Source organism: Pseudomonas syringae group sp. 243L2, assembly GCF_032587875.1.
In the GTDB taxonomy this organism is placed as follows: Bacteria; Pseudomonadota; Gammaproteobacteria; order Pseudomonadales; family Pseudomonadaceae; genus Aquipseudomonas; species Aquipseudomonas amygdali.
Window position 1 is genome coordinate 17112 of sequence record NZ_JAWHPL010000036.1, and the last position, 23779, is coordinate 40890.

The window sequence follows — 23779 nt, forward strand, 5'->3', positions numbered from 1 at the left end:
TTGAACTGCCAGACGCTACACTCCTCTACTGCACGTCAGTACGCCAAGGAGTTGTCATGCAGTCTTTATTCAAAGCCCTCATCACCCTGTTGATGACCGTTGCGCTGCTTGCAGGATGCAATCAGGTTGGACTGGCGTATCGCAATCTCGACGTCATCATCCCGTGGACGCTCAGCGACTACCTGGACATGAATTCGGAACAGAAAAGCTGGCTGGATGTGCGCCTCAAGCAACACTTGAGCTGGCATTGCAGTACCCAGTTGCCGGAATACCTGACCTGGCTGGACAAGCTTGAAGACATGGTCAAGACCGACCAGGTGACTTACGAAGGGCTGCAAGCCCGTACCAGCGAAGCCAAAGAGGCGATAGCCAAGATCTCGAAGGAAATCACCCCGTCTGCCGTGGAGTTGCTGTCGCGCTTTGACGACAAGCAAGTGCAGGAGATGCAGGAGTCGTTCGCCAAGGACCAGCGCAAGCGCGAAAACAAGTACCTCGACCAGCCACTGGAGCGCCAGATTGCAGAGCGTGCCGACCGGATGGAGAAACGCGTGACACCGTGGGTCGGCAAGCTTAATCAGGCGCAGAAGGATCGCATTCAGGTATGGTCTGCATCACTGGGCGAGCAGAACAAGGCGTGGATTGAAAACCGTACGCGCTGGCAGAACCTGTTCCTGTCCACGGTCCAGCAGCGTCAGGCCAGTGACTTCCCGCAACGCATCGCCGCGCTGCTGCAGGACCGCGAGACGTTCTGGACCCCTGAATACCGCAAGGCCTACGACCAGACCGAGAAGGCCGCGATATCGCTGATCGTCGACATCACCGTCCTGAGCACCCCGGAACAGCGCGCCAAACTGCTGAGCCGCATCGCCGACATGCGCAAGGACTTCACTGACCTGGATTGCCTGAAGTCGCAGAAGTAGTCCGCTAGCCCTATCACCATGACTATCGTGCCCATGCTCTGAAGTGGGCATGCCGTTCCGGACGCTCTGCGTTCTGCCTTGAGTGCGCGGCGCAGGATCGTGACGCAGAGCGTCACCCAATGCATTCCCACGCTGGAGCGTGAGGAACGATGGTCATTTCAGCACAACTATGACTATCGTACCCATGCTCCGCGTGGGTATGCCGTTCTGGACGCTCTGCGTCCTCAGAATCGGCATGTGCAGTGTCAGCGGTTTCAGGCGATCTGCGGCTTTTTAGCGATGGTGTCGAAGAGCGCGGGGTCAAGCGGGTCGCCTGCCTGCTCATTCAGCACCTGACGAGGGTGATCATTTCCCGGAATGCTGCTGTCGATCAAAGAAAGCAGGCTTGCGCCGCGCTTTGTCAGCATGTAGCTCGAGCCATCACCGCCCTCCTCGCCAGGACGAGGTTCGATGTAACCGCGATTAAGCAGTGTCTCAAATTCAGTGGCTGTCGATTTGGCGCCGTCGTTCTGCACTTCGTGCAACAAACGCTCGATAAGGTCCCAGTTGTAAGTCATTTTTCTAAACCTCCGTCCAGCATGGATTGATCGCCCATGACATCCAGCCACAGGCATACGACTCAGAAAATGTGACCTGCGGGGTTTGTCGCGGTTCAGAGAAGCTGCTGGAGGGTATAACGGGGGGGGTTGTTCTGCGCAGGTGGCAGACAGAGGAGAAGCTGACCGCTCCCGCCTGCGCGGGAGCGATCATGGCAATCACTCGGCAGCCGGGGCCGGGGTGCTGCGTTTTTTCAGCGGCGCCATACCGTCCTGGCTGACCAGATCGGACTTGGGACGGTTGACCGTCTTGCGCTTGGTCGGCCCCTTGGCCGCTGTCTTTTTCTTGTCGCCCTTGGCGTCAGTCTTTTTCTTCTTCACGCCTACAGCCTTGCCCGATGCCTTGACCTTCTTCGGCCCGCCGTAGGTGCCTTTGACTTCCTTGATGACACGACGCTCAAAGCTCTGCTTGAGGTAGCGCTCGACGCTCGACATCAGGTTCCAGTCGCCATGACAGATCAGCGAGATCGCCAGACCGTCGCTACCCGCACGGCCGGTACGACCGACGCGGTGGACGTAATCGTCACCGCTGCGCGGCATGTCGAAGTTGATCACCATGTCCAGACCTTCAACATCAAGACCGCGAGCCGCCACATCGGTCGCGACCATGATCTTGGCGCCGCCCTGCTTAAGACGGTCGATGGCCGCCTTACGGTCCTTCTGGTCCTTGTCGCCGTGCAGCACGAACGCCTTGTATTCCAGCGCAACCAGACGGCCGTACAAACGGTCGGCCATAGCCTTGGTATTGGTGAAGATAATGGCTTTCTGGTAAGTCTCGTTGGCCAGCAGCCAGTTGAGGACCTGCTCTTTGTGCACGTTGTGATCGGCGGTGATGATCTGGTGGCGTGTGCCGGAAGCCAGCTCACTGACGCTGTTCACTTGCAGGTGCTGTGGATCCTTGAGCACCTTGCCGATCATTTCCCGCAGGCCAGCGCCGCCGGTGGTCGCCGAGAACAGCATGGTCTGCTCACGACCGGCACATTCGCCGGCCAGACGCTCGACGTCTTCGGAGAAGCCCATGTCCAGCATGCGGTCGGCTTCGTCCAGTACCAGCACTTCAACGTGCTTGAGGTCCAGATTGCCTGCGTTCAACTGCTCCAGCAGACGACCCGGCGTGCCGATCAGAATGTCCGGCACCTTGCGCAGCATCGCGGCCTGAACCTTGAAGTCCTCGCCACCGGTGATCAAACCGGCCTTGACGAATGTGAACTGCGAGAAGCGCTCGACTTCCTTGAGGGTTTGCTGAGCCAGCTCACGGGTCGGCAGCAGGATCACCGCACGGATGTCGACGCGAACCTTGGCCGGGCCGATCAGACGGTTGAGGATCGGCAGCACAAATGCGGCGGTCTTACCGCTACCGGTTTGCGCTGTCACCCGCAGGTCACGCCCTTGCAGTGCGAGCGGAATGGCGGCCGCCTGCACAGGCGTAGGCTCGACAAATTTAAGCTCGGCCACAGCTTTAAGCAGGCGTTCGTGCAGGGCGAATTCGGAAAACACGGGTGCTACCTCGACGAAAAACAAAAATACAGCTGCATAGCGTAACGGTTTCGAGCGCCGGGGCCGAGTTTCTTTACCACCAAAGGTCGATTTTGTTTATGAATTGCCCGGTGAAGCACCGCCGCAAGCAGCACAATCGAACCGCTGAAGGTGATCAACCAGCACGCCTCAGCACACCGGCAGCACAATATCCACAACCAACCCACCGCCCGGCCGATTGCGCGCAGCAATCTGGCCACCGTGCATTTCAACGGCACGCTGCGCGATGGCCAGGCCCAGACCGAAGCCTTGCGCGGTATTGTCGGGGCCACGCTCAAAGGGCTGAAAAATACGTTGCAGGCAATCGTCATCCACGCCCGGCCCCTGATCAATGACATTGACCGTCAAGCACGGCGGCTGCGCCTGAACATTGGCAACCACCACTACATCAGTGCCCACCGCCGTGTGGCGAACCGCGTTGCGGATCACGTTTTCGAATGCCCGGTAAAGCAATTCGCTGTCGACCTGTGCCACAAAAGGTTCGGGGGCCTGCAGCCTGACCCGACACTGTTTCAGGCCAGCCTCGAACGCGGCATCCTCGACGATGGCGGCCAGCAGGCTGATGACATCGACCGTCTCTCGCTCCAGGCTTTCGGCATCGCTCTGCATGCGCGCCAGGGTCAGCAGCTCCTCGATGAGTGCGTCCATCCGTTCCGACTCGCGCTCGATCCGCTCGAGCATGTCCAGTTGCGTCGGCGCCTGGCGCAGCAGGCCAATGGCGGCGCTCATGCGGGTCAGCGGTGAACGCAGCTCATGGGAAATGTCATGCAATAGTTGCTGCTGAGAGTCGGCCATGACTTTGAGCTGATTGGCCATACGGTCGCAGTCCTCGGCCAGATCGACTATTTCATCGCGCCGGCCGCCCATGTCGGGTTTCACCCTGGTGTCGAAACGACCTCTGGCGACCTTGCCCATCGCCTCACGCAACTTAATCAGCGGTGCCACCAGATAGGCGCTGAGGAACCAGCTGAACAGCGCACTCATGAAGGTGCCGGTGATCAGTGGGTTAAGGTGGGAAGGCCGATCTTCGTGGTTGGGCCGTTGGGTGGCCCTGATGTTTACAACTGTGCCTTCCCTAGTGTGCACGGCCATTTCGAAACGCGGATTATCTACCGGCTCGCCCGCCAGCAACCGGGCCTTTTCATCGTACAGCCCGACCCGGTCCTGCCCGTCAGGCTGCCAGGCATCGAGCAACGCCTGCCCTGCGGGAATGCCCGACTGTTGAAGCATGCGCACTTCGTTGTCGAACACGGTGCTGAACGAGGGATCGCCTGGTCCTGACCGTGACAGCATGAACAAGCCCGCACCGACCATGAAGGTCAGGCTGGTCGCCAGCCAGAACGCCAGAAAAAGCTTCCAGAACAACCGGCTCGGTCTCATGGCGTAATCAACAGGTAGCCCAGATTGCGTACGCTCTGTATCCAGCTCTGGTTATCGTTGCGCGGCCCGAGTTTGTGGCGAATGCTGCTGATGTGCACATCGATGCTGCGGTCATAGCGGGCCAGCGGCCGCCCCAGTGCGTTCATCGACAGGTTCTGCTTACTGACCAGTTGCCCGGCATGACGCGCCAGCTCCTCCAGCAGGCAGAACTCGTTGCCGGTCAGCTCCAGCGTGACGCCCTGCCAGCGTGCTTCACGTTTGCCCGGCCAGAGCGTCAGGTCACCGGCCTGAATCACCTCCCTGACCGTCTCGACCACCGGCACCGCCCTCACCCGGCGCATGATCGCCCGCAGACGCGCCACCAGCTCACCCGGCGAGCTGGGCTTGGGCACGTAATCGTCGGCGCCCAGTTCCAGACCGGAAATACGGTCGATATTGTCGCCACGGGCCGTCAGCAGAATCACCGGCACCTGGCTTTGCGCGCGGATGCGCCGAAGCACTTCGATTCCGGACATGCGCGGCATCATGATGTCGAGCACAACAATGTCGTGACGACCGGACAGCGCCTCGATTTCCCCTTCTTCCGCACTGTTGGTGCAGGTCACAGTGAAGCTTTCACGGGTCAGGTACTGGCTGAGCATTTCGGTCAGTTCCCGATCATCGTCGACAAGCAATACGCGAGTCATGGCAGGCCCTTGATTGGTGGTTGCCGATTATCCCGGCGCCGCTGCAGCATGTCAGCCAGGCCTGATGATCTTTACCTAACCTTACACCGCGTTAACCGTCCCCAACATGCCCTCCCCCTATGCTGCGCAGCCAACAGCGCCTGCCGGACCGGCCCTTTCTGGCGTGTCATCGGCAGCGCTCAAATGCCTTTGTCGCCGCTTTCTGGAAAGGGTTTGATGATTTCTTCGCGTCTGCTTCTATCGTTCTGCCTGTTATTCAGCGTCCCGCTGGTACATGCCGACACTTTTTCCATCTCGGACATCCGCGTCAACGGCCTGCAACGGGTGTCTGCCGGCAGCGTATTCGCTGCACTGCCGCTCAATGTCGGCGATCAGGCCGATGAACAGCGTCTGGCCGACGCGTCGCGCTCACTGTTCAAGACCGGTTTCTTTCAAGACATCAACGTTGCCCGCGATGGCAATGTGCTGGTGATCAATGTCGTCGAACGCCCTTCTATCGCCAGCATCGAGATTATCGGCAACAAGGCAATCAGCACCGACGACCTGATGAAAGGGCTGAAGCAGTCGGGCCTCAGTGAAGGTGAAATCTTCCAGCGCGCTACCCTGGAAGGCGTGCGCAATGAACTGCAACGTCAATACGTCTCTCAAGGCCGCTACAGTGCCTCAGTCGATACCGAAGCGTTACCTGCGCCGCGCAACCGCATCGCGCTGAAAATAACCATTGATGAAGGCACCGTGGCGTCTATCCAGCACATCAATGTGGTCGGCAATACGGTGTTTTCAGATGAGGAGCTGGCCGACCAGTTTCAGCTCAAGACCAGTAACTGGCTGTCGTTTTTCAAGAACGATGACAAGTACGCCCGCGAAAAACTCTCCGGTGACCTTGAGCGGTTGCGTTCCTGGTATCTGGACCGCGGCTACATCAACATGGACATCAACTCGACGCAGGTATCACTGACGCCTGACAAGAAAAGCGTGTTCATTACCGTCAATATCACCGAAGGCCAACGGTACACCGTGGGCAGCGTCAAGCTGGGCGGTGACCTGAAAGTGCCGCAGGAGCAGCTCGAACAACTGATTCTGGTCAAACCGGGCCAGGTGTTTTCACGCAAGGTCATGACCGATACCACCAATCTGATCACCCGCCGCCTGGGCAACGATGGCTATACCTTCGCCAACGTCAACGGTGTGCCGAAAGCCAACGATGCCGACCATACCGTAGACATCAGCTTTATGGTCGACCCCGGTAAGCGGGCCTACGCAAACCGCATCAACTTTCGCGGCAACACCAAGACTGCCGATGAAGTGCTGCGCCGCGAGATGCGCCAGATGGAAGGCGGCTGGGCGTCGACCTACCTGATCGACCAGTCGAAGGTGCGTCTGGAGCGTCTGGGTTTCTTCAAGGAAGTAAACGTCGAAACGCCTGCTGTCCCCGGTACCGACGACCAAGTGGACATCAACTACGCCGTGGAAGAACAGGCCTCGGGCAATATCACCGCCAGCGTAGGCTTTGCCCAAAGCGCCGGGCTGATACTCGGGGGCTCGATCTCGCAGAACAACATCCTCGGCACCGGTAACTTCGCCAGCCTCGGCATGACGCGCTCCGAGTACCAGACCAAGTACAACTTTGCATTCACCAACCCATACTTCACGCCTGACGGTGTAAGCCTGGGCTACAACGTTTTCTACAACGCCACTGATTACAGCAAGTATTACGACGATGATGACGAGGTGTCCTACTACTCGCTCAACAGCGTCGGTGCGGGGGTCAACCTCGGCTACCCGATCAGCGAAACCTCGCGCCTGACCTACGGTTTGTCGATCCAGCACGACACCCTCGACCCCGGCAGCTACAGCGCCGACGAGATTTACGACTTCATCGAGCGTGAGGGCTCGTCATTCACCAACCTCAAGGCCAGTGTCGGCTGGTCGGAATCGACCCTCAACAAAGGCGTGCTGGCCACTCGCGGTCATTCACAAAGCCTGACCCTGACCAGCACCGTGCCGGGCAGTGACCTGCAGTTCTACAAACTCGACTACAACGGCCAGACCTTCCTGCCGCTCAGCGACGCCACATCGCTGCGCCTGCATACCAAACTCGGCTACGGCAACGGTTACGGCGAAACCGACGGCCTGCCGTTCTACGAAAACTATACGGCGGGCGGCCAGGCCACCGTGCGCGGCTTCAAGGACGGCACGCTGGGACCACGCAATACCCCGTCGACCGGCACCTACGCCAGTCAGGGGCAGATTTACTACTCGGACCGCGACACAGAAGCGCTGGGCGGCAACATCCTGATCACCGGTGGCATGGAATACCTGTTCCCGATGCCTTTCGTCAAAGACCAGAAATCCCTGCGCACCTCGCTGTTCTGGGACTTCGGCACGGTCTACGCCGACAAGTGCTACCTGAGCACCACGCAGAACTGCGGCAACATCAATATCGACCAGATGGCCAGTTCGGTCGGCGTCGGCGTGACCTGGTACTCGCCGCTCGGCCCCCTGAGCTTCGACCTCGCCGTGCCGATCAAAAAGCCCGAAGACGCCGAGACCCAAGTGTTCCAGTTCTCGCTGGGCCAGACCTTCTGAAACACTGACCTTTTAAGCATGAATCAGGCGGTCTTTACCCAGCATTACCTGGCCCGGACCGCGCTTTACATCCCGTCGTTGAATACTGCCTGCACTACTCATCAGGTCAGGAGTCGTTACATGAGCCGCGAAGTCAGACAGATCACCCCCGATGTGCAGGAAATCATCCAGCACGCCCTGCGCTCACTGCTGGGCAAAGGCTTCGTCATCGCGCTGTTCGGCAGCGAGGATGCAACCGGGGCCATGCACTACCACCTGCGTATCGACCACGACGCCACGGGGCTTGGCATCGAGCATCACGACAACGTCGAAGACGGTTTCATCGACGACATCTTCCTGCTGGCCACACGCATGAAAGCCATGCTCAAACAACGTGAAACCCTGAATCGCATGCACGGCGGTAGCCAGGCTACGGGTCAGGTGCGGGTGCTGACCTGGATCACCGAGGACAACAGCCAGGCAGTCATGCAAACCGCCGAGGCTGCGGGACGCGAGTGTTTGAGTGCGTTACGCGAACGCAGGCTGCGGGCTTGAATCATGAGCGCCGCACGGCTCAATCAATGGCCGAAGCCATCAGTTCTCGCAGCCACATATGAGCCGGATCACGGTGCAAACGCTCAGGCCACAGCATGAGCATTTCAAACCCGGAAATCGAAAGCGGCGGTTCCTGAACCACAAGCGTCGGCTGGGCGCGCACCAGCCGTTCGGGTACTACAGCAACCAGATCGCTGCAGACCAGTGCAGATACCAGCGAGCCGAAATGCGGCGCCGACAACACGACCCGTCTGCTTAACCCCTGCGCCGCCAGGGCCTGATCGGTGCTTCCAGCGAACCCGCCGCCGTTGGGAGACATGACCGCATGCTCCAGCTCACAGAAACGTGTCAGCGATACGGGCTGCACAAAATCCGGATGATCATGCCGGGCAGCAAGCACATAACGTTCATGGATCAACGACCGCTGACGCAGCTTGGGCGGCGCCTCATCGCGGGTGTGCAACGCCAGATCCAGTCGACCGCTTTCGAGATCCGCGGCAAGGCTGACCGGGTGCTTGTTCAACAGGGCCAGGCGCGTGCCCGGTGCACTGCTGCGCAACCTGCCGAGCGACGGCCATATCAACGCGATGGTCGCGTAGTCGCTGGCGGCCACGCGCCAGGTGTGATCGGCCTTTGCCGGATCGAAATCCCGGCCGGGCAGCAAAGCGGACTCCAGCGCTGCAAGCGCCTGCCTGAGCGGTTCGCGCAGTTGTTCAGCCCGCGCAGTCGGGGTCATGCCCCGCGGTCCCGGCAACAGCAATGGATCATCCAGTACCTGCCTCAGCCTGCCCAATTGCAGGCTGACCGTCGGCTGAGTCAGGTTCAGCAGATGCGCCGCGCGGGTCACGTTCTGCTCCGAGAGCAATGCATCCAGCGTGATCAGCAAATTGAGGTCGATACGCCGCAAGGTATTGTTCATGCACATACCCAGTGTTTGTGAGATTGATTTCCAGCATACCCGATCGAGTCTGTAGCGTTGCCTCATTACAGACAAACCGGAGCCCCTCATGAACGTACTTATTGTCTACGCCCACCCCGAACCGCGCTCGCTGAATGGGTCGTTGAAAGACTTCGCAGTCGATCATCTGCAGAGCAAAGGCCATCAGGTGCAGGTGTCCGACCTTTACCAGATGGGCTGGAAGGCGACAATCGACGCCAACGATGCACCTGGCCTTGAGAGCAGCAGCCGCTTTGACCCTGCCCTTGAGTCGCAACGCGTATTTGCCGCCGGTATTCAACCCCCGGACATCGAGGCCGAACAGGCCAGATTGCTCTGGGCAGACGCCGTCATATTTCAGTTTCCGCTCTGGTGGTTTTCGATGCCGGCGATCATGAAAGGCTGGATAGAGCGGGTGTACGCCTGTGGCTTCGCCTACGGCGTGGGCGAGCACAGCGACCATCACTGGGGTGATCGATACGGTGAGGGAACGCTGGCAGGCAAGCGCGCCATGCTGACGGTGACCATGGGCGGCTGGGAGTCCCACTACAGCGAGCGTGGCGTAAACGGAGCGCTGAACGACGTGCTCTTTCCTATCCAGCACGGCATCCTGTTCTATCCAGGCTTCGAGGTGCTCGCGCCCTTCCCCGTGTACCGGGCAGGCAAAGTGGACAGCGCAACATTTGCCCGTATTTGCGCCGATTACGGCAACCGCCTGGATACCCTGTTCACCCTTGAGCCCTTGCCGTTTCGCAGGCAGAACGACGGTGACTACGAGATCCCGGCACTGACATTGCGTCCTCATCTTGCAGCGGGTCGGCAGGGGCTGGACATTCACCTTCGCGATGAGGATGAGCCTGCGGATCTTTAGGCAGATTTGAAACCACCAGTGACCGATCACAAAAAAGCCCTGCTTGTGCAGGGCCTTTTCATGCGTAGCGCTTTCAGGCGGATTACTTCAGGTTGTTCTTGAAAAACTCGCCCAGCTTGTCGAACGGGATGAGATCGACCCGATCGTAAAGATCCACATGCCCGGCCTCTGGCACGATGATCAATTGCTTGGGCTGGCCGGCCAGTTTGTACGCTTCCTCGCTGAACTCCAGCGAGTGCGCCTTTGAACCGGCGATGAACAACATCGGGCGTGGCGAGATGGTCGCGATGTCGTTGAACGGATAGAAGTTCATGAACTTGATGTTGCTGGTCAGCGTCGGGTGAGTGGTCAGTTCGGGGGACTGGCCTTCAGGCGTGAACTCGCCCCGTGGCGTGCGATAGAAATCATAGAACTCGCGTTCGATCGGGCCGGATTTGTCAGTCAGTTTGTGTACAGTGCCGCTGGTGTAGGCCGTATCGCCACCGCTGTATTCCACGTCGCGTTGCAGTGCCGCCTGCTCGATGATCTTCTTGCGCTGAGCCAGGGTTTGCGAATGTTTCAGGCCGTTGCGGTTGGCGGCGCCCATGTCGTACATGCTCACCGTGGCGATGGCTTTCATGCGCGGATCGATCTTCGCGGCACTGATGACAAAGCTGCCACTGCCGCAGATGCCTAGGACCCCGATGCGATTCTTGTCCACAAAGGACTGGGTGCCGAGAAAGTCCACTGCGGCGCTGAAGTCTTCGGCGTAGATATCCGGTGAAACGGCATTACGCGGCAGGCCTTCGCTCTCGCCCCAGAACGACAGGTCCAGCGACAAGGTGACAAACCCCTGCTCGGCCAGTTTCTGCGCGTAGAGATTGGCGCTTTGCTCCTTCACCGCCCCCATCGGATGGCCGACGATGATTGCCGGAGCTCTAACGTTCGGGTTCGAGCCTTTGGGTACAAACAGGTTGCCCGCGACTTTCATCTTGTACTGGTTATTGAACAGCACTTTTTGCGCAACGACCTTGTCGCTTGTGTAGAAATTATCGGCACCGTGAGACATGTCTGCTCCTGTCGCAGCATATGAGCTGATTAAAAGCCCAAGCATCAAAAGAATCTTTTTCATGGCGTGTTACCTCGTTGAGAAATTGACCCGCGTTTATCTGCCCGGCCCTGACCGGTGTTGCTTTCCTGCAGAGACGCGTTGTCTCGCGCCGTCCAGGCCAGCGCGGCCGAACACGCCAGTAACACGCCACCGAATGCGAACGGGCTCCACCAACCGAGGCTGTCGAACAGCGCGCCACCGATGCCGGCACCGGCGGTGATCGCCAATTGAATGGTCGCCACCATCAGGCCGCCGCCTGCCTCGGCATCGTCGGGCAGCGTGCGGCTCAACCAGAGGCCCCAGGCGACCGGCGCAGGTGTGGCAATCAGCCCCCAGACGGCAAGCACAATGGCGACGGACTGAGGTGAATGGCCCAGGCCGGTCAGCGCCACGGCCAGCACCGCCATCAGCAGCGGAATGCCGATCAGGCAGGCATACAGGCCTTTGTGCAGCAGCCTGCCGATCAGGTAGGTGCCGGCCAGCCCACTGGCCCCCAGCGCCAAAAGCATCAGGGACAGCGAGTTGACGCTGACACCGGTGATCTCTTCCAGAAACGGGCGCAAATAGGTGAAGACGGCGAACTGGCCCATGAACAGCAACAGGATCGCGCTCATGCCCACAGCCACTTGCGGGTTGCGCAGCAGGCGAAAAGGATTGCGTGCCCGGTTGTTCGGCTGGCTGCGCATGGCCGGCAGGCTCAGCCACTGCCAGGCAAACGCCAGCGCCGCGAGCGGGATGACCAGGAAAAACGCCCCGCGCCAACCGATGTACTGGCCCATGAAGCTGCCCAATGGCGCGGCGACCGTCGCCGCCAGCGCATTGCCGCCGTTGATCAGTGCCAGGCCCTTGGCGACCGATTGCTTCGGCACCAGCTTCATCACGGTGGCGGTCGACATCGACCAGAAACCGCCAATGGCAATCCCGAGCAATGCACGGCCCGTCATGAACAACCAGCCGTTGGACGCCAGCGTGACGATCACGCCAGATACCAGCAACAACAGGCTGAAGCCCAGCAGGACAGGCTTGCGATCCAGATGTCCGGTCAGCGGCGTGTTCAGCAGGCTGGTCAATACTGCAAAGAAACCCGAGATCGATATTGCCTGCCCTGCCTGGCCCTGGCTGATGCCAAGATCCTGCGCGATCGGCGTCAGCAGGCTGACTGGCATGAACTCCGAAGCAATCAGCACCACCACACACAGCGCCATCGAAAACACGGCGCCCCAGGCTGGCGGATGAGTGGTTATTTCGAACTGCTTCAGGGTTGAATCAAATACTTGCATGCGTCCTGACCTGGCGACGTTAAAAATTAGTCGGCACAGGTTAGGGCAAAGGTATTAGGATTATTAGACGCCGTAATTTCCACGCCCTTGTGAGAGATACTCAGCAATGAGCACACCCAAACTCAATGACCTGCAAGCCTTCCTGCAGGTGGCACGCGATCAGAGCTTTACCAAGGCCGCGACCAGACTGGGCGTTACGCCTTCAGCCCTGAGCCACACCATGAGGGGCCTTGAAGAGCGCATGGGCCTGCGCCTGCTGGCGAGAACCACCCGCAACGTGGCCCCGACCGAGGCTGGCGAACGCCTGATGCGCTCGATCGGGCCGCTGCTGGATCAGATTGCCGCAGAAGTCGAAGTGCTGGGCGAACTGCGCGACAAACCCGCCGGCACCATTCGCATTACCTGCTCCGATGACGCCGCAGAAGGCATCATCCGCCCGATGCTTGCAGGGTTTCTGGCGCAGTACCCGGATATTCAGATCGAGATCTGCATCGACTACGGCTTCACCAATATTGTCAGCGAACGTTTCGATGCCGGCATCCGTCTGGGTGAATCCATCAGCAAGGACATGATTGCCGTGCGCCTGGGGCCTGACTGGCGCTTGTCAGTGGTCGGCTCGCCGGCCTACTTCGAGCGACATCCCGTCCCGCTGCAGCCTCAGGACCTGACTCAACACACCTGCATCAACATCCGCCACTCGCCAAACGGCAGTTGCTACGCCTGGGAGTTCGAGAAGGACAGCCGCAAGCTCAACCTTCGAGTCAACGGGCAATTCACGTCGAACAGCATGATCCATGTGCTCAACGCCGCACTGGACGGCGTGGGCCTGGCCTACGTGCCGGACTCCATGGCCGAGCCGCACATCGCCAGCGGCCGCCTGAAAGAAGTGCTGGTCGACTGGAGCCCGTATTTCGAAGGCTTTCACTTGTACTACCCGAACCGGCGACAGGCGTCGCCGGCATTCAGCGCGTTTGTTGAGGCGGTGAGGTATCGGGGATAATCAGGAGGCGACATTCAGATCCACCCATTGCGTTTGCAACCGACGTCAGCGGCGCATCAAAAGATGAGGTTGCTTCACAATGCGGGTAAATCAATATAAATAAAATGCGGGTGCTTCACCACCAATTCGGACTGACTGGCACCAGCGTTATATTTAAAAGAGCCATAACAAAACAGATAGACTTTTTGGGCCAAATCAAACGTATTCAGCTGGTTCAGCAATGCGCGCCCGGCTGCTCCCACCTCAAAGACTTCTGACTTTAGCACGACAACCTTCGGAGCTTGCCCAAGGGCTTTCTCTTGTAGACCTAGATAAAAATCTCCCCCGACCTTATCTACGGAAATAACTGGAGCAGTAAATATCTTGGTACCCACTTTCCCAAGAAATTTGGTGCTATTGAGCTCAAACGAGTAAAAAGCAGAATCATAGGTGCCTTCAGGGTTCCATGGTGCTTTCAAGAGATTGCTTTTTCTGGACTGCACCGTCATTTTCAGCCATGCCCTCGCAAACTTTCCCACCACCCCAGAATGACCTTCGCTGGTACCAAAACCCTCTCTGGAGCGCCCGCCAACCCCGGATCCTGACCGCAATTCACCGTTGTTCGCAGGCTCAAGCAGCCGTCCAGATGAGTTCACTGCTGCAGTGAGTGGATCTATCCATACCTGTGGAAACTCTTTTTTCACCGGGTTCGCTTTGAGCTGCGAGGATGCGCTGGTAGTTGTTGTAGATGAGGTTTGGGGCTTCCTATCGCACCCCTCAGGGTGATGCCCCCGGAAGTGAGCAGAGGGTGAAGTTTTTCTGCCTGCTTTTTCCTTGTCTGGTATGACGATGCTTACCTTGACGCCACATGAGGAATTAGCACATTTCACTTTGACAGCATTATTGGCTGATACCGATGTCTTGTATAACTCTTCGATTTGGTCTATTCCGACTAACGCACCGGCATTTCCAAGACTTGGATGATCTTCTGTCAACAACGCTTGTTCATGCATATTTGAAATCCCTATAGAAATTTACTATATCTTCCATGATAGCCAGCATGGAATTCAACCCTTAGCAATATTGGAACAGGCCTCTCTGCCTGTTTCCTTTTTAAATTTGAATTCTAACGTATCGGCGGAGCACGAGACAGAATGGCGGGGGATCAAAGAGTTCGACCGACCATCATGACAGCGATTATTGTGTGTCATGTCATAAGGGGCTCGCTCCTTCTGATCCGTAAGTGCTTTAATCGCGCTCCCCTCTTCGCTCAACGAGCCCGATGCTTTTATGGATATTCACTCGCTTTGGCTCAAGACCCAGGAACTCTGGGACATGCTCGACCAGCACCCGTGGGTACGCACCGGGCTGGCACTGGTCCTGTTGCTGACCGCCGCGCTGGTACTTGGTCGTGTCGCGCGCTTTGTGGTCCTGTACGCGGTGAAGATGCTCGGCCGTCAGCCGTCCCTGCACTGGGTCAACGACTTCCGCCACAACAAGGTCTTCCATCGACTGGCGCAGATGGTACCGTCGCTGGTCATCCAGTTCGGACTGACCCTGGTCCCGGGCCTGAGTGCAGCAGGCAGAAACGTCATTGGCAATATAGCCATGGCCTTCACCATCCTGTTCATGACCCTGGCCATCGGTGCCCTGCTCAACGCCCTGCTGGATATCTACGCCCGCACCGAACACGCCCGCACGCGCTCCATCAAGGGTTACGTGCAACTGTCGAAGATGATCCTTTACGTCTTCGCCGGGATCATCATCGTCGCCACCCTGATCGACCGTTCGCCCCTGCTACTGCTGTCCGGCCTTGGCGCCATGTCGGCGGTTATCCTGTTGGTCTACAAGGACACCCTGCTCTCCTTCGTCGCCAGTGTGCAGCTGACCAGCAACGACATGCTACGCGTCGGCGACTGGATCGAAATGCCGCAAGTGGGCGCAGACGGCGACGTAGTGGACATCACCCTGCACACCGTCAAGGTGCAGAACTACGCGTGAGTGAAAGACAAATTTAACGATTTGTGAGTTCCTACTGATAGACAGACATCCACAACAGCTTCCTTGACAGCCACGACACTGCGCGCCCTTATGCTGTATACCACCACCGAAAAGGCACAACGAACTGGGCTGTAGCAAGTGCTTCAATAGGCTCCTCACACTGGCAAGGCACCTCCTCAAAGACACTTAGACACCGATCAGGCCTTAAAACGGTCCTCACCCGACAGCGAGACTACAACATCGACATAACATAGCGGCTATAAAGGAATGCGGAATAGGGCGAGTAGCTAAGAACCATAGGTTGAGCCACATCGAAAGTGGAGGTAAATGCCAAGACCTAGACAATGAAGTATTGGCATGCACCGTTATGACTTCAGTCCCAGTCGTGCAAGTTACGCTTCCGGGGCCTGGTGAAGATCACCGCACAGATGGTGACGCTGTTCGCCCTGTCAAACTTGTGGATGGCACGCCGACTTTTGCTCACCAGTGCAAGAGAGGTGCGTCCGTAATAAGGGAAATGGCTGAAAAGAGCTGCACGCGGCAGCAACAACGTGAAATAGACGGTAGACTTGATCGGATTTTGATCAACCGTCCCTTTTCAAAGCGCCGATGGCGAAGTAGGTGGAAAACAAGGGGGCTGCTTCAGACCAACCCTCGCTGGAATTGGAATTCGCTTACATCGCTTATCATAAGGCGGCGTAGACCTGACTAGCCCGGTAGGCAAGATGGCAATGCAGGTTTTGAACGCCGCAGCTAGTTTGAACGTGACCTGCTGATAGAACGTACTCACAAAAGGGTTGATACGTGCCAAAGCTGAAGCAAAGCAGGTTGCTCGCCCTCTGGCAGTGAATACTACAATTAAAGTGCAACGATTAAAAAAGCAGGGGTTATCAGATACGGGTTGCCAGCGAACTAGGCATTGGAATTGCCACAGTGAAGCGCCGTCGGAACGCAAAAACCGCAGCTAACAGTAGAATATAAAAACGAAAAAACTGCGCTTTAAATAAGAAGATTAGTGCAAGGTGCCCGATAAGTATAGTGTGTGCGAACTATTAACATTCGCCACTTCAAAAAATGCAAGCGAGACTTTAACATAGCTTTCCAAGGGGCCTTCCTAGCCCCCTCAATAAAACTTTGAAAAAGTATTCTGACAGCTCTGATGCTGCTGCCATAAAGCTTATCGGTACACCTTGCATGACAATGCTATAACATCAATAGCTTTTCAGCAATTCTTTTTTCTCAAGCAGAGTCAAAAGTTCCGCTCCATTCCATGAAACGAACCATGGAAATTTGCTTATCTTACAGCGCGCATCAATTGTCTCAGCCTGAGATGGTACTTTGTGTGTTACTTGCTTTAAAAGCTTTTCAACCAATGAGTTTTTCAACTGATTGTCTATATTCGGGCAGGTAAGGACATCCATTAGCAAATACGTTTTTTCAGCGTCCTGTTTTATATCGGTCAAATCTAAAAGTTTGCGCTTAACACTCTTCATAACCAGTGTCCTTATCTGTGGGTATAGATTGGACGAGCCAATATAATACAGAAGCGTTATTGTCTCAAAATAGGAAAGATCACGTTCATTTTTCATATCTATTATTGAGGAAAGAGTTTCTCTGGGCAGACTAAACTCATCACCCAAATTCTTTAAAGAAATTAGCAAGTTCAATGCTTCAAGCAAAGTGTAATCTTTATTTCGCTGGAGTTTTATAAAGTCACTGCTTTGAAAGAATTCTGAACCTAGGATATAGATTAAACTTTTGATTGCGTTTACGTCGTCAACCATATGCGCTTCGAAGAATGAACACGCTAAGGTAGAAGCCGTATAGATTCTTACTGAACCTTTATGGCTGGGACTTACGGTATAGAAATGAAACATTAGCTCAATTATTATGTGAAAGAAATCGGAGTACTTGCTCTTGTTTTCAGCCTCATCAAAAACTCGTCCAATATTTGCTTCAGTTACTTTAGTCAGAAGATTGCACAATGCCGAAATAACATATCCGCAAGCCAGTTCATATGCACCATGCTCACCTATGCATGCAGATTTTACGTCATTAAGAAAGCTCACCTTTAACTTATTCCGGTTAATAATTCTTCTTGGAACAAAAATTCTACTTCCCTCTTGATCGCCACGCCCTGTCAAACTATCGGTCAATCGAGCCAACGTTGCCTTGACAAGTGTCAGCGACTTGGTTTTTTGGGTTACAAAAGGCCTAGAAGCCTTAACTGTTTTGTTGGAGTTAAGATTTAACTTGTATTCCTTAAAGCATGTTGCAACGACCTTTGATATTTTTAACGTATCAGATTCACTGGTAGTAAATATGAAAATATCATCTACATATCGTCTAATGACATATGAATCACCATAGGTCAGCCCTTCGTCAAACAACTTTTTTTCTACAACTTGATCAATCTCTTGAAATATCAACTCGGCAAAAATTCGACTTGTCTCTGGACCAATGACTATCCCCGCGGTTTCGTTATAGTTGCAAGCCTGCATCACTCTATCAAAAACACTACCTAGAGAGTTCTTAACATTGGAGTGCTGCTTTGAATAGACCTTTGTCTTTAATGCCCAAGTAATTGAATGGGTATATATACTATCGAAGCACTTTGATATATCAAGCGACCAGAACGAAGAAAAACGCTGTTCCAGCCTGAGAAATTCTTGCGAGTCAAAAAACTTATAAAGGCGCGTATAACCGCCATATGAAAAGTATGAAGACAAAAACTTATGCCTTGATTCATCTCCAGTATTTGCGATATTTTTTGTGCGGTATTTACTAATATTTTGTTTCGCGTTTTTTATATAATACTTGCTGGCAATCTTTTCCGGAAAACGAATACTGAACAGACTTTTTCGACACTCCATCAATATCTGCTGATCGAATACCTGATATAGATCAACAAACTTCATCTGCGCACCAGGATGTAGCAACGCAAGCGTACGAAACGAATCATCATCCTTTCGGATTTTATACATCAAAGGTATAGAATATTCTGAATGCTCATGACCCGCGAAAAGGTATTCAATCACATTGGATATGTCACTTCTACCATCTCTGTATTTTTTGATATGCCAATAGAAACCCAGATTGCTAAAAAGAACTGGAACTTCATAGGGGCACGTCTCGGTTAAAAGGATACGACTATAGTCTTCTTTATGAACGCGACGCATATTACCTATCATTATATCCAACACTCCTTTACTGACTTCAGGATTTGGTAGGTAAACGAATGAAACCGCGCTTTTTTAAAGCCTGAAGAAAAGCTATAACCTGCCAACTCTCTTCGCCGAGAAAGTGTTAAACACTGAATTATACGAAAAGACAGAGGGTGAGACGTCGAGAAAAGCATTCCATGCAAAAAACCATCAAGCGTTTTCAATGCACATCGGTGATTATTGTTCTTATGGATGTAATTATAATATATACCCGTCTTTATGTTTATGCCTGATATCGGGTCAGTAATATGATAATTTCCTGTCAATGCTTTAATTCGGCACTTCAACAATTGGTACTCGGTATAACCTTGCGCTCCAGAAATATAGCTACAGAATGAAGATATGAGTCGTGCTTTGATTTTTTGAACTTTCGACGAGGAAATATCAATAAGAACCTTTCTTTGCTTATACTTGGATTGATTAATTGAGTTATTGCGATTAAAAACTTTGAACTCATACCCCAAAAACTCAAAACTGTTAAAGACTTCTAAACTAGCGTCATCTTTTGACTTTGGCACGGCTATGTAAGTACGTTTGTTACCCTCATGAAACTCAAGCCCATCAAACAAAATTGCATCAAGTTCGCCCTCGAAATTTTTCCTTGAAGTGTGGCCTGACGTAATTATTAAAATATCATCTACAAAACGACCATAGTAAAAGACTTCCGGCATATGTTTGATCTTTGAATCAAAATTATGCAATGCCAATTCAGATAGAGCAGAACTAATACCCAATCCTCTAGGCAAGCCATCAATTCCTAGCGCACTCAACACATCAAATAACTCTGAAAGCAATGTTAGTGTTTGCCATGAGCACTTTGCATCAAGCATTAACTTGGTGAAAATCAACTTTCGATCAATATTCTCATAAAAACTTTTAATGTCAAAACGATATACATGGTATGCCCCACCTTCTTTCAGCAGCGATATAGCATTTCCAATTACTGTTTGGCGATTGGCTTGCTTTATTTTGTAGTTGATTTTTATGTTGTTAGCAACCAATCGCGATATTAGCTCGGATTGTAAGTTTGTAAAAACGTATCCTTGCTTTCCTGCGATACTAATAGGCCGAAGCGCATTTTGAAATGCATTTTTTTTTGAAATTTTTACAAGTGCGGCTGTTGCTTTTTGTCTGCACTCATCCGAATTAAATAAAGACTTATCGGAAAGTTTATCTTTATAGCCGATACAGTTGAAAAGATTTTTTTGAGTATAGGGAATTTCAATCATTTGTCATCCTTTGACAACAGCTCGCAGCCAAGTCACATGTGTGCCTCTCTTTATGTCAAAACAATATCACAGTGTTCAAGAGTCGCACACCGTCCAGCCAGTCTGAGCATGCCTGATCAGACGCACAGATTCACCTTCAGGATGCAAGACACCGAGGCTGGCCGTCACTTCAGAACCTACTCACCACATTGAGTTGCTTTCCGGTTCGGCATTGACCGTTGAAGCTTTGTCAGTGGGCTAATTTGAGGTCTTCTGCTTGAAGCAGGCACAACTGTCTCTTGGCGGGCGGCCCTTGAGTTGTAAATTTGGCCAGTCGCTCCAGGTTCTGCGCAGCTGCCGCCAGCGTGAATTCATCGATTGCCCCGCTCATCCCATGTAGTCTCAAGCTATCCATTTCCAGGATGTGCTTGAGGTGGGCGAACAATATTTCGACCTTCTTGCGTTCGTGCCGAGCGCGCACTCCGGCGTCGCTGCGATTCGACGTGCCACCTCACGAGCGGCTTCATGAACGCTGCGGACGATCTTACGAAACGTAGTGGTCAGGCAAATCCGATGTGGCCGTCGGTCAGAATGGATGCAAGGGACTGGTCATGTCGAATACAAGGGGTGGACAAATGAGCGCAATTTCGCACCATGATGTGTCATTCGCCTTATACGGCGGTTCAGACACTCGCTGAGACAAGGAGCGTCGACGATTCGGTCAGATCGAGGCGCATTGCGATTTGGTCTGCAATGTGCTGTGCTACGCTTACTGGGTTCCACGTTGATTCTAAAAGACCGTTTTCACGCGGGAGATACGTGCGACAAGGGCTGATGAGCACTTAGGTGATCAAGCACAATGCGTTGTTCATGCCAGCGGCCTGTCCCGCTGGTGCGGCACTGGATTGTTTCCCCAGTTCAGGTCACGTTACGCTTCGCAATGAACGTTTCCTGGGCGATGGATTGAGAGCGTTTGAAAAAAACCTTTATTCCATATTCCTTTTACCCAACCATAGAACGGTGCATTATGACTGTCGTAATTCGAGGTATCGCATTTGAAATGGACTCCACAGATGAAGCGCTCATAAAAAAATTAGAATCTGAAATCGAATTCATCGAGCAGATGCCGTTAGAAGCAAAGCTTAATGCTGTTTACGTTTTAGAAGACGATTTGGTTAACGCTTTAGTTTCATCGACCGTGTATGGTGCATATAACTATAGCGAAGATTGGCTAATCGACGAATTCATACGTTACCAAAATCGCTTAAAACTTTTTAAAGATATGGTTTTGCATTCCAATCAAACGATGCCGAAGTACTCGGCGCGATACGCGGAGCTGGAAACGTTAAGTTTGATTGAACTTGTATGTCGCCGAGTTGCGCAGCTTCGAGCTGTGGTAGGAGGAATTCAGCAAGGTATATATCCGGTAATCGAACCCGAAGTTATGGGTAAAATTATTGCAACAAATGAAATTCAGATGAACGCGGTGCTGGAAGTTTTAACAGGCCGGATAGGTGAAGGTGCTTGTGTAGAATACAAAAAAGCTCTAGCCGAGATTCCTTTGATAATGGCGGCAATTATTGAAGCCGATCAGACGACAAAGCATTGATAATTGCGGGAATTTTTGCTTTCCCCAGTTACGATAGGCAGCCGGTTCGCTGCCTTAGCTACCGTCGGCTAGTTTCTGCATCTTATCGCTTACGAGCCGGACCGAATGGAATGACATTGGTTTGATTTCTGAGTGACCGTTCTTTGTCATCAAGCTGTGCCAAAAGCATAAGCTCTCTTGACAATGCCTCCTCATATAAAACTTTGTAATTCTGAGCCTTAGCTTTGGTTTCTCGATGACGTTCGTTCGCGTCAGATAATTTTCTTACGCCAGGAGATATTTTTTCAGCCTGTTCCTTTGCTGCAATATCGATTGCAGCAATTAATCTTGTGAATACTGCGCGGCTCTTTTTGATAGCGCTTTCGCTTTTTCCGGCTTCAATCGCTACAGTTTTAGCCGAAATACGCGTCCCTGGTGAAAGTATGAGTGTTTCGTCTTTTATCATCCGCTGTAGTGCATCATAGTATCCACGTAATGTGGGCGTGTCTTGGTAGTTATACATAGTGCTCGCTCGGTATGTGAGGATGACAAGCATGCAATCAGCTCACGTGCTGGAACTTTATTCTCGACCACTCCATTTTTCAAAAGAAAAATTAGTTTATAAAAACTCGCTGAGTCGAAAATCGTGCTCAGGCTAGGAGGTGTCTGTTCGTTAAATTCAACTTAAGTTAAGCTTTGGAAATTAGTCTGTACCGCATTAACTCGTAGTCTCTAAGATTTTGCTCTTCTGCTCTGTATTCTACGGTTCCTGGCTTCAAGTGCTTAAGATCCCATGCTAACTCAGTAATAGTCGCGTCGATCTTAGAAGGAATCACTGTGCACCATTCGCAACCAGAACATGAGGTGATATCAGAATGTGCTCGTTTGTCGCATTTATGGGGGCAAGAGCATCCGCCAAAGCACGTTAACTCAAAGGGCTGGAGGCCCTGTTTTACGCTACGGTTGAATTGATTCTCGTCCTGAAGAATCCAAACGTTCTCTAATCTTTGTTGTGTGGCTCTCTTTCCGTGAAGGCCACCTAATATTTCTTTGGACGTAATGACGCTGCGGAGATAGAGCGCGTTATCTGCCTCAGCTTTAGCTTTAATCATTTCCTCCACTAATGCAGGATTTGCGAGGCCCATAATGTAATTCTCCGCAGCGCAACCTTTTTGATAATGAATTGACATGGTTTCCGTGAGGTGCTGAAGTAATCTCTTCAATGACTGTATAGTGATTAATCCTGACTGGCCTGCGAATACTGAGATAGAGCGGCGAAATTGATGAGACTTGATGATCCAAGGTTGGCCTATTCGATATTTTTTGTCGGCGCGCCAGTTTCTAGTAGGGTCGATGCTTTCTAACTCAATGATGTCTCTTTCAGTAATATAGACTGGTGGTAACATATCTCTTTCAAAGTTAAGCTGAATTCGCTCGTCGTTTGCGTCAATCCCAGAACTTGGCAAAAAGCTTGGAGAAACCATAAGCCATTGTTTCATTTCCTCGTTTTTGATATAGGGAGCGATAAAGCTATGAATAGACTCGAGTGCTTTAAGCGGGGCTTGTACCGCACTTATCGTTATCCACTCAAGAGTCTCCGGTTTTCCTGTCAGCTTAGTTGTTGTGGATATAATATAAAGAGCTTCGCCGTTCCACCCCGTTATATTTTTTATACTGCCTGATTTTAAGTTAAGTGCTTCATGGTCGCGCATAAGTGTGTATAGATGGATAAGGTTTTTAGCACAGCACTGAACTCTTCGGAGGTGCTTGGTTAAGCTTCGAACGTTATGCCAAGAATATTTTTGGGCTAATAAGGTGAGCCCGTGAGCCTCTACCGCTTGGGCGAAATCTACCTGCGATTTTCGTGCGGGTGTTCCTTTAGGGCCTCGCCCATAATATCTGTCATTGCAGCAAGCTATAATTAGGTCTTGAAGTCTCCCCTTATAGCGCTCGTATTCTTTTAAGCAAGTCTTATATTGTGTATACTTAATAGCCAATATGCGACTTGGTATAATAGGTGTCTGCTCAGATTCGTTTAAGCTACGAGCGGTACGTGCAACTTCCTCTATAAGCGAAAAGACATGTGAATGAATAGTGATGTTATGCATCGAAATATCATTGTGAGATATCGTGCGAGCGATAATTTTGAGAATTCTGAATTCAGATGGTGCACATTGAGAAATATACTTCGCCATAAGATCTTTGGAGTTGAAAAGGTCTTGGGCGGGAATATTTATTTTTTCAGCATAATCTACCAGATTTCTGAGTGATAAATTTAATGCATGCATCGAAGTGAGACGCCTAAGGAAGGTCTGAAGTAGCCGGATGTTTTCCGGCTACCGAGTCCTCAGCACTTTCAA

18 protein-coding genes and 3 pseudogenes are annotated in these 23779 nt (G+C 53.0%); 8 read left to right on the forward strand and 13 right to left on the reverse strand.

Annotation, left to right across the window (positions count from 1 at the left end):
• Positions 1–56: 56 nt before the first annotated feature.
• On the forward strand, positions 57–920 hold the full coding sequence (locus RYB66_RS22725) for a DUF6279 family lipoprotein (RefSeq protein WP_316895512.1): 864 nt from the start codon (positions 57–59) through the stop codon (positions 918–920).
• Positions 921–1174: 254 nt separating this feature from the next.
• Here the strand turns inward: RYB66_RS22725 and RYB66_RS22730 are convergent, their stop codons facing one another.
• The 4 genes from RYB66_RS22730 to RYB66_RS22745 form a co-directional block, all read right to left on the reverse strand.
• On the reverse strand, positions 1175–1477 hold the full coding sequence (locus RYB66_RS22730) for a hypothetical protein (protein WP_005734009.1): 303 nt from the start codon (positions 1475–1477) through the stop codon (positions 1175–1177).
• A gap of 198 nt (positions 1478–1675) precedes the next feature.
• A complete protein-coding gene (locus tag RYB66_RS22735) occupies positions 1676–3013 on the reverse strand; it encodes a DEAD/DEAH box helicase (protein WP_002554408.1) in 1338 nt (445 codons plus the stop codon).
• A gap of 168 nt (positions 3014–3181) precedes the next feature.
• A complete protein-coding gene (locus RYB66_RS22740; RefSeq protein WP_316895532.1) occupies positions 3182–4417 on the reverse strand; it encodes a HAMP domain-containing sensor histidine kinase in 1236 nt (411 codons plus the stop codon).
• Between the two features lie 11 nt (positions 4418–4428).
• Positions 4429–5118, reverse strand: coding sequence for a response regulator transcription factor (locus RYB66_RS22745; protein ID WP_002554410.1), 690 nt, complete (start codon positions 5116–5118; stop codon positions 4429–4431).
• Between the two features lie 216 nt (positions 5119–5334).
• On the opposite strand from RYB66_RS22745, the gene bamA reads away from it, so the two are divergent.
• The gene (gene bamA / locus RYB66_RS22750) at positions 5335–7707 is read left to right on the forward strand and encodes an outer membrane protein assembly factor BamA (RefSeq protein ID WP_010201095.1); all 2373 of its coding nucleotides are present in this window, start codon (positions 5335–5337) and stop codon (positions 7705–7707) included.
• A 120-nt stretch (positions 7708–7827) separates the two neighbouring features.
• Positions 7828–8241, forward strand: coding sequence for a hypothetical protein (locus tag RYB66_RS22755; RefSeq protein WP_057405538.1), 414 nt, complete (start codon positions 7828–7830; stop codon positions 8239–8241).
• Between the two features lie 19 nt (positions 8242–8260).
• On the opposite strand, the gene RYB66_RS22760 is transcribed toward RYB66_RS22755, so the two are convergent.
• The gene (locus RYB66_RS22760) at positions 8261–9160 is read right to left on the reverse strand and encodes a LysR family transcriptional regulator (protein ID WP_057405536.1); all 900 of its coding nucleotides are present in this window, start codon (positions 9158–9160) and stop codon (positions 8261–8263) included.
• A gap of 88 nt (positions 9161–9248) precedes the next feature.
• Here RYB66_RS22760 and RYB66_RS22765 point away from each other — a divergent pair, with 88 nt between their 5' ends.
• Positions 9249–10049, forward strand: a complete 801-nt coding sequence (locus RYB66_RS22765; RefSeq protein WP_002554414.1) for an NAD(P)H-dependent oxidoreductase — start codon at positions 9249–9251, stop codon at positions 10047–10049.
• Between the two features lie 82 nt (positions 10050–10131).
• On the opposite strand, the gene RYB66_RS22770 is transcribed toward RYB66_RS22765, so the two are convergent.
• Both RYB66_RS22770 and RYB66_RS22775 read right to left on the reverse strand, forming a co-directional pair.
• Entirely contained in the window at positions 10132–11160 is a 1029-nt protein-coding gene (locus RYB66_RS22770) for an alpha/beta hydrolase (RefSeq protein ID WP_316895517.1), read from the reverse strand.
• On the reverse strand, positions 11157–12419 hold the full coding sequence (locus RYB66_RS22775) for an MFS transporter (RefSeq protein WP_316895519.1): 1263 nt from the start codon (positions 12417–12419) through the stop codon (positions 11157–11159). The genes RYB66_RS22770 and RYB66_RS22775 overlap by 4 nt, the downstream gene beginning before the upstream one ends.
• 106 nt (positions 12420–12525) lie before the next feature.
• On the opposite strand from RYB66_RS22775, the gene RYB66_RS22780 reads away from it, so the two are divergent.
• Complete coding sequence (locus RYB66_RS22780; protein ID WP_003363413.1) at positions 12526–13419, forward strand: LysR family transcriptional regulator; 894 nt, start codon at positions 12526–12528, stop codon at positions 13417–13419.
• 74 nt (positions 13420–13493) lie between these two features.
• Here the strand turns inward: RYB66_RS22780 and RYB66_RS22785 are convergent, their stop codons facing one another.
• Entirely contained in the window at positions 13494–14411 is a 918-nt protein-coding gene (locus RYB66_RS22785; RefSeq protein WP_144433533.1) for a hypothetical protein, read from the reverse strand.
• 277 nt (positions 14412–14688) lie between these two features.
• Between RYB66_RS22785 and RYB66_RS22790 the strand changes: the two are divergent.
• Positions 14689–15393 (forward strand): annotated as a pseudogene (locus tag RYB66_RS22790) (mechanosensitive ion channel domain-containing protein); the annotation flags it as partial.
• 395 nt (positions 15394–15788) lie between these two features.
• Positions 15789–15908, forward strand: a pseudogene (locus RYB66_RS22795) (IS5/IS1182 family transposase); the annotation flags it as partial.
• Positions 15909–16610: 702 nt separating this feature from the next.
• Here the strand turns inward: RYB66_RS22795 and drt3b are convergent.
• From drt3b to RYB66_RS22810, 3 genes and pseudogenes are all read right to left on the reverse strand, one after another.
• Positions 16611–18590 (reverse strand): antiviral reverse transcriptase Drt3b, encoded by a 1980-nt coding sequence (drt3b, locus tag RYB66_RS22800; RefSeq protein ID WP_316895523.1) that lies wholly within the window; start codon positions 18588–18590, stop codon positions 16611–16613.
• On the reverse strand, positions 18590–19852 hold the full coding sequence (gene drt3a / locus RYB66_RS22805; RefSeq protein WP_316895525.1) for an antiviral reverse transcriptase Drt3a: 1263 nt from the start codon (positions 19850–19852) through the stop codon (positions 18590–18592). The genes drt3b and drt3a overlap by 1 nt, the downstream gene beginning before the upstream one ends.
• A 229-nt stretch (positions 19853–20081) precedes the next feature.
• Positions 20082–20389, reverse strand: a pseudogene (locus RYB66_RS22810) (transposase); the annotation flags it as partial.
• Between the two features lie 469 nt (positions 20390–20858).
• On the opposite strand from RYB66_RS22810, the gene RYB66_RS22815 reads away from it, so the two are divergent.
• Entirely contained in the window at positions 20859–21440 is a 582-nt protein-coding gene (locus tag RYB66_RS22815) for a hypothetical protein (protein WP_316895527.1), read from the forward strand.
• Positions 21441–21522: 82 nt separating this feature from the next.
• Here the strand turns inward: RYB66_RS22815 and RYB66_RS22820 are convergent, their stop codons facing one another.
• Together RYB66_RS22820 and RYB66_RS22825 are read right to left on the reverse strand one after the other, a co-directional pair.
• A complete protein-coding gene (locus RYB66_RS22820; protein ID WP_316895529.1) occupies positions 21523–21942 on the reverse strand; it encodes a hypothetical protein in 420 nt (139 codons plus the stop codon).
• 166 nt (positions 21943–22108) lie between these two features.
• Entirely contained in the window at positions 22109–23707 is a 1599-nt protein-coding gene (locus tag RYB66_RS22825) for a hypothetical protein (protein ID WP_316895530.1), read from the reverse strand.
• Positions 23708–23779 lie beyond the last annotated feature (72 nt).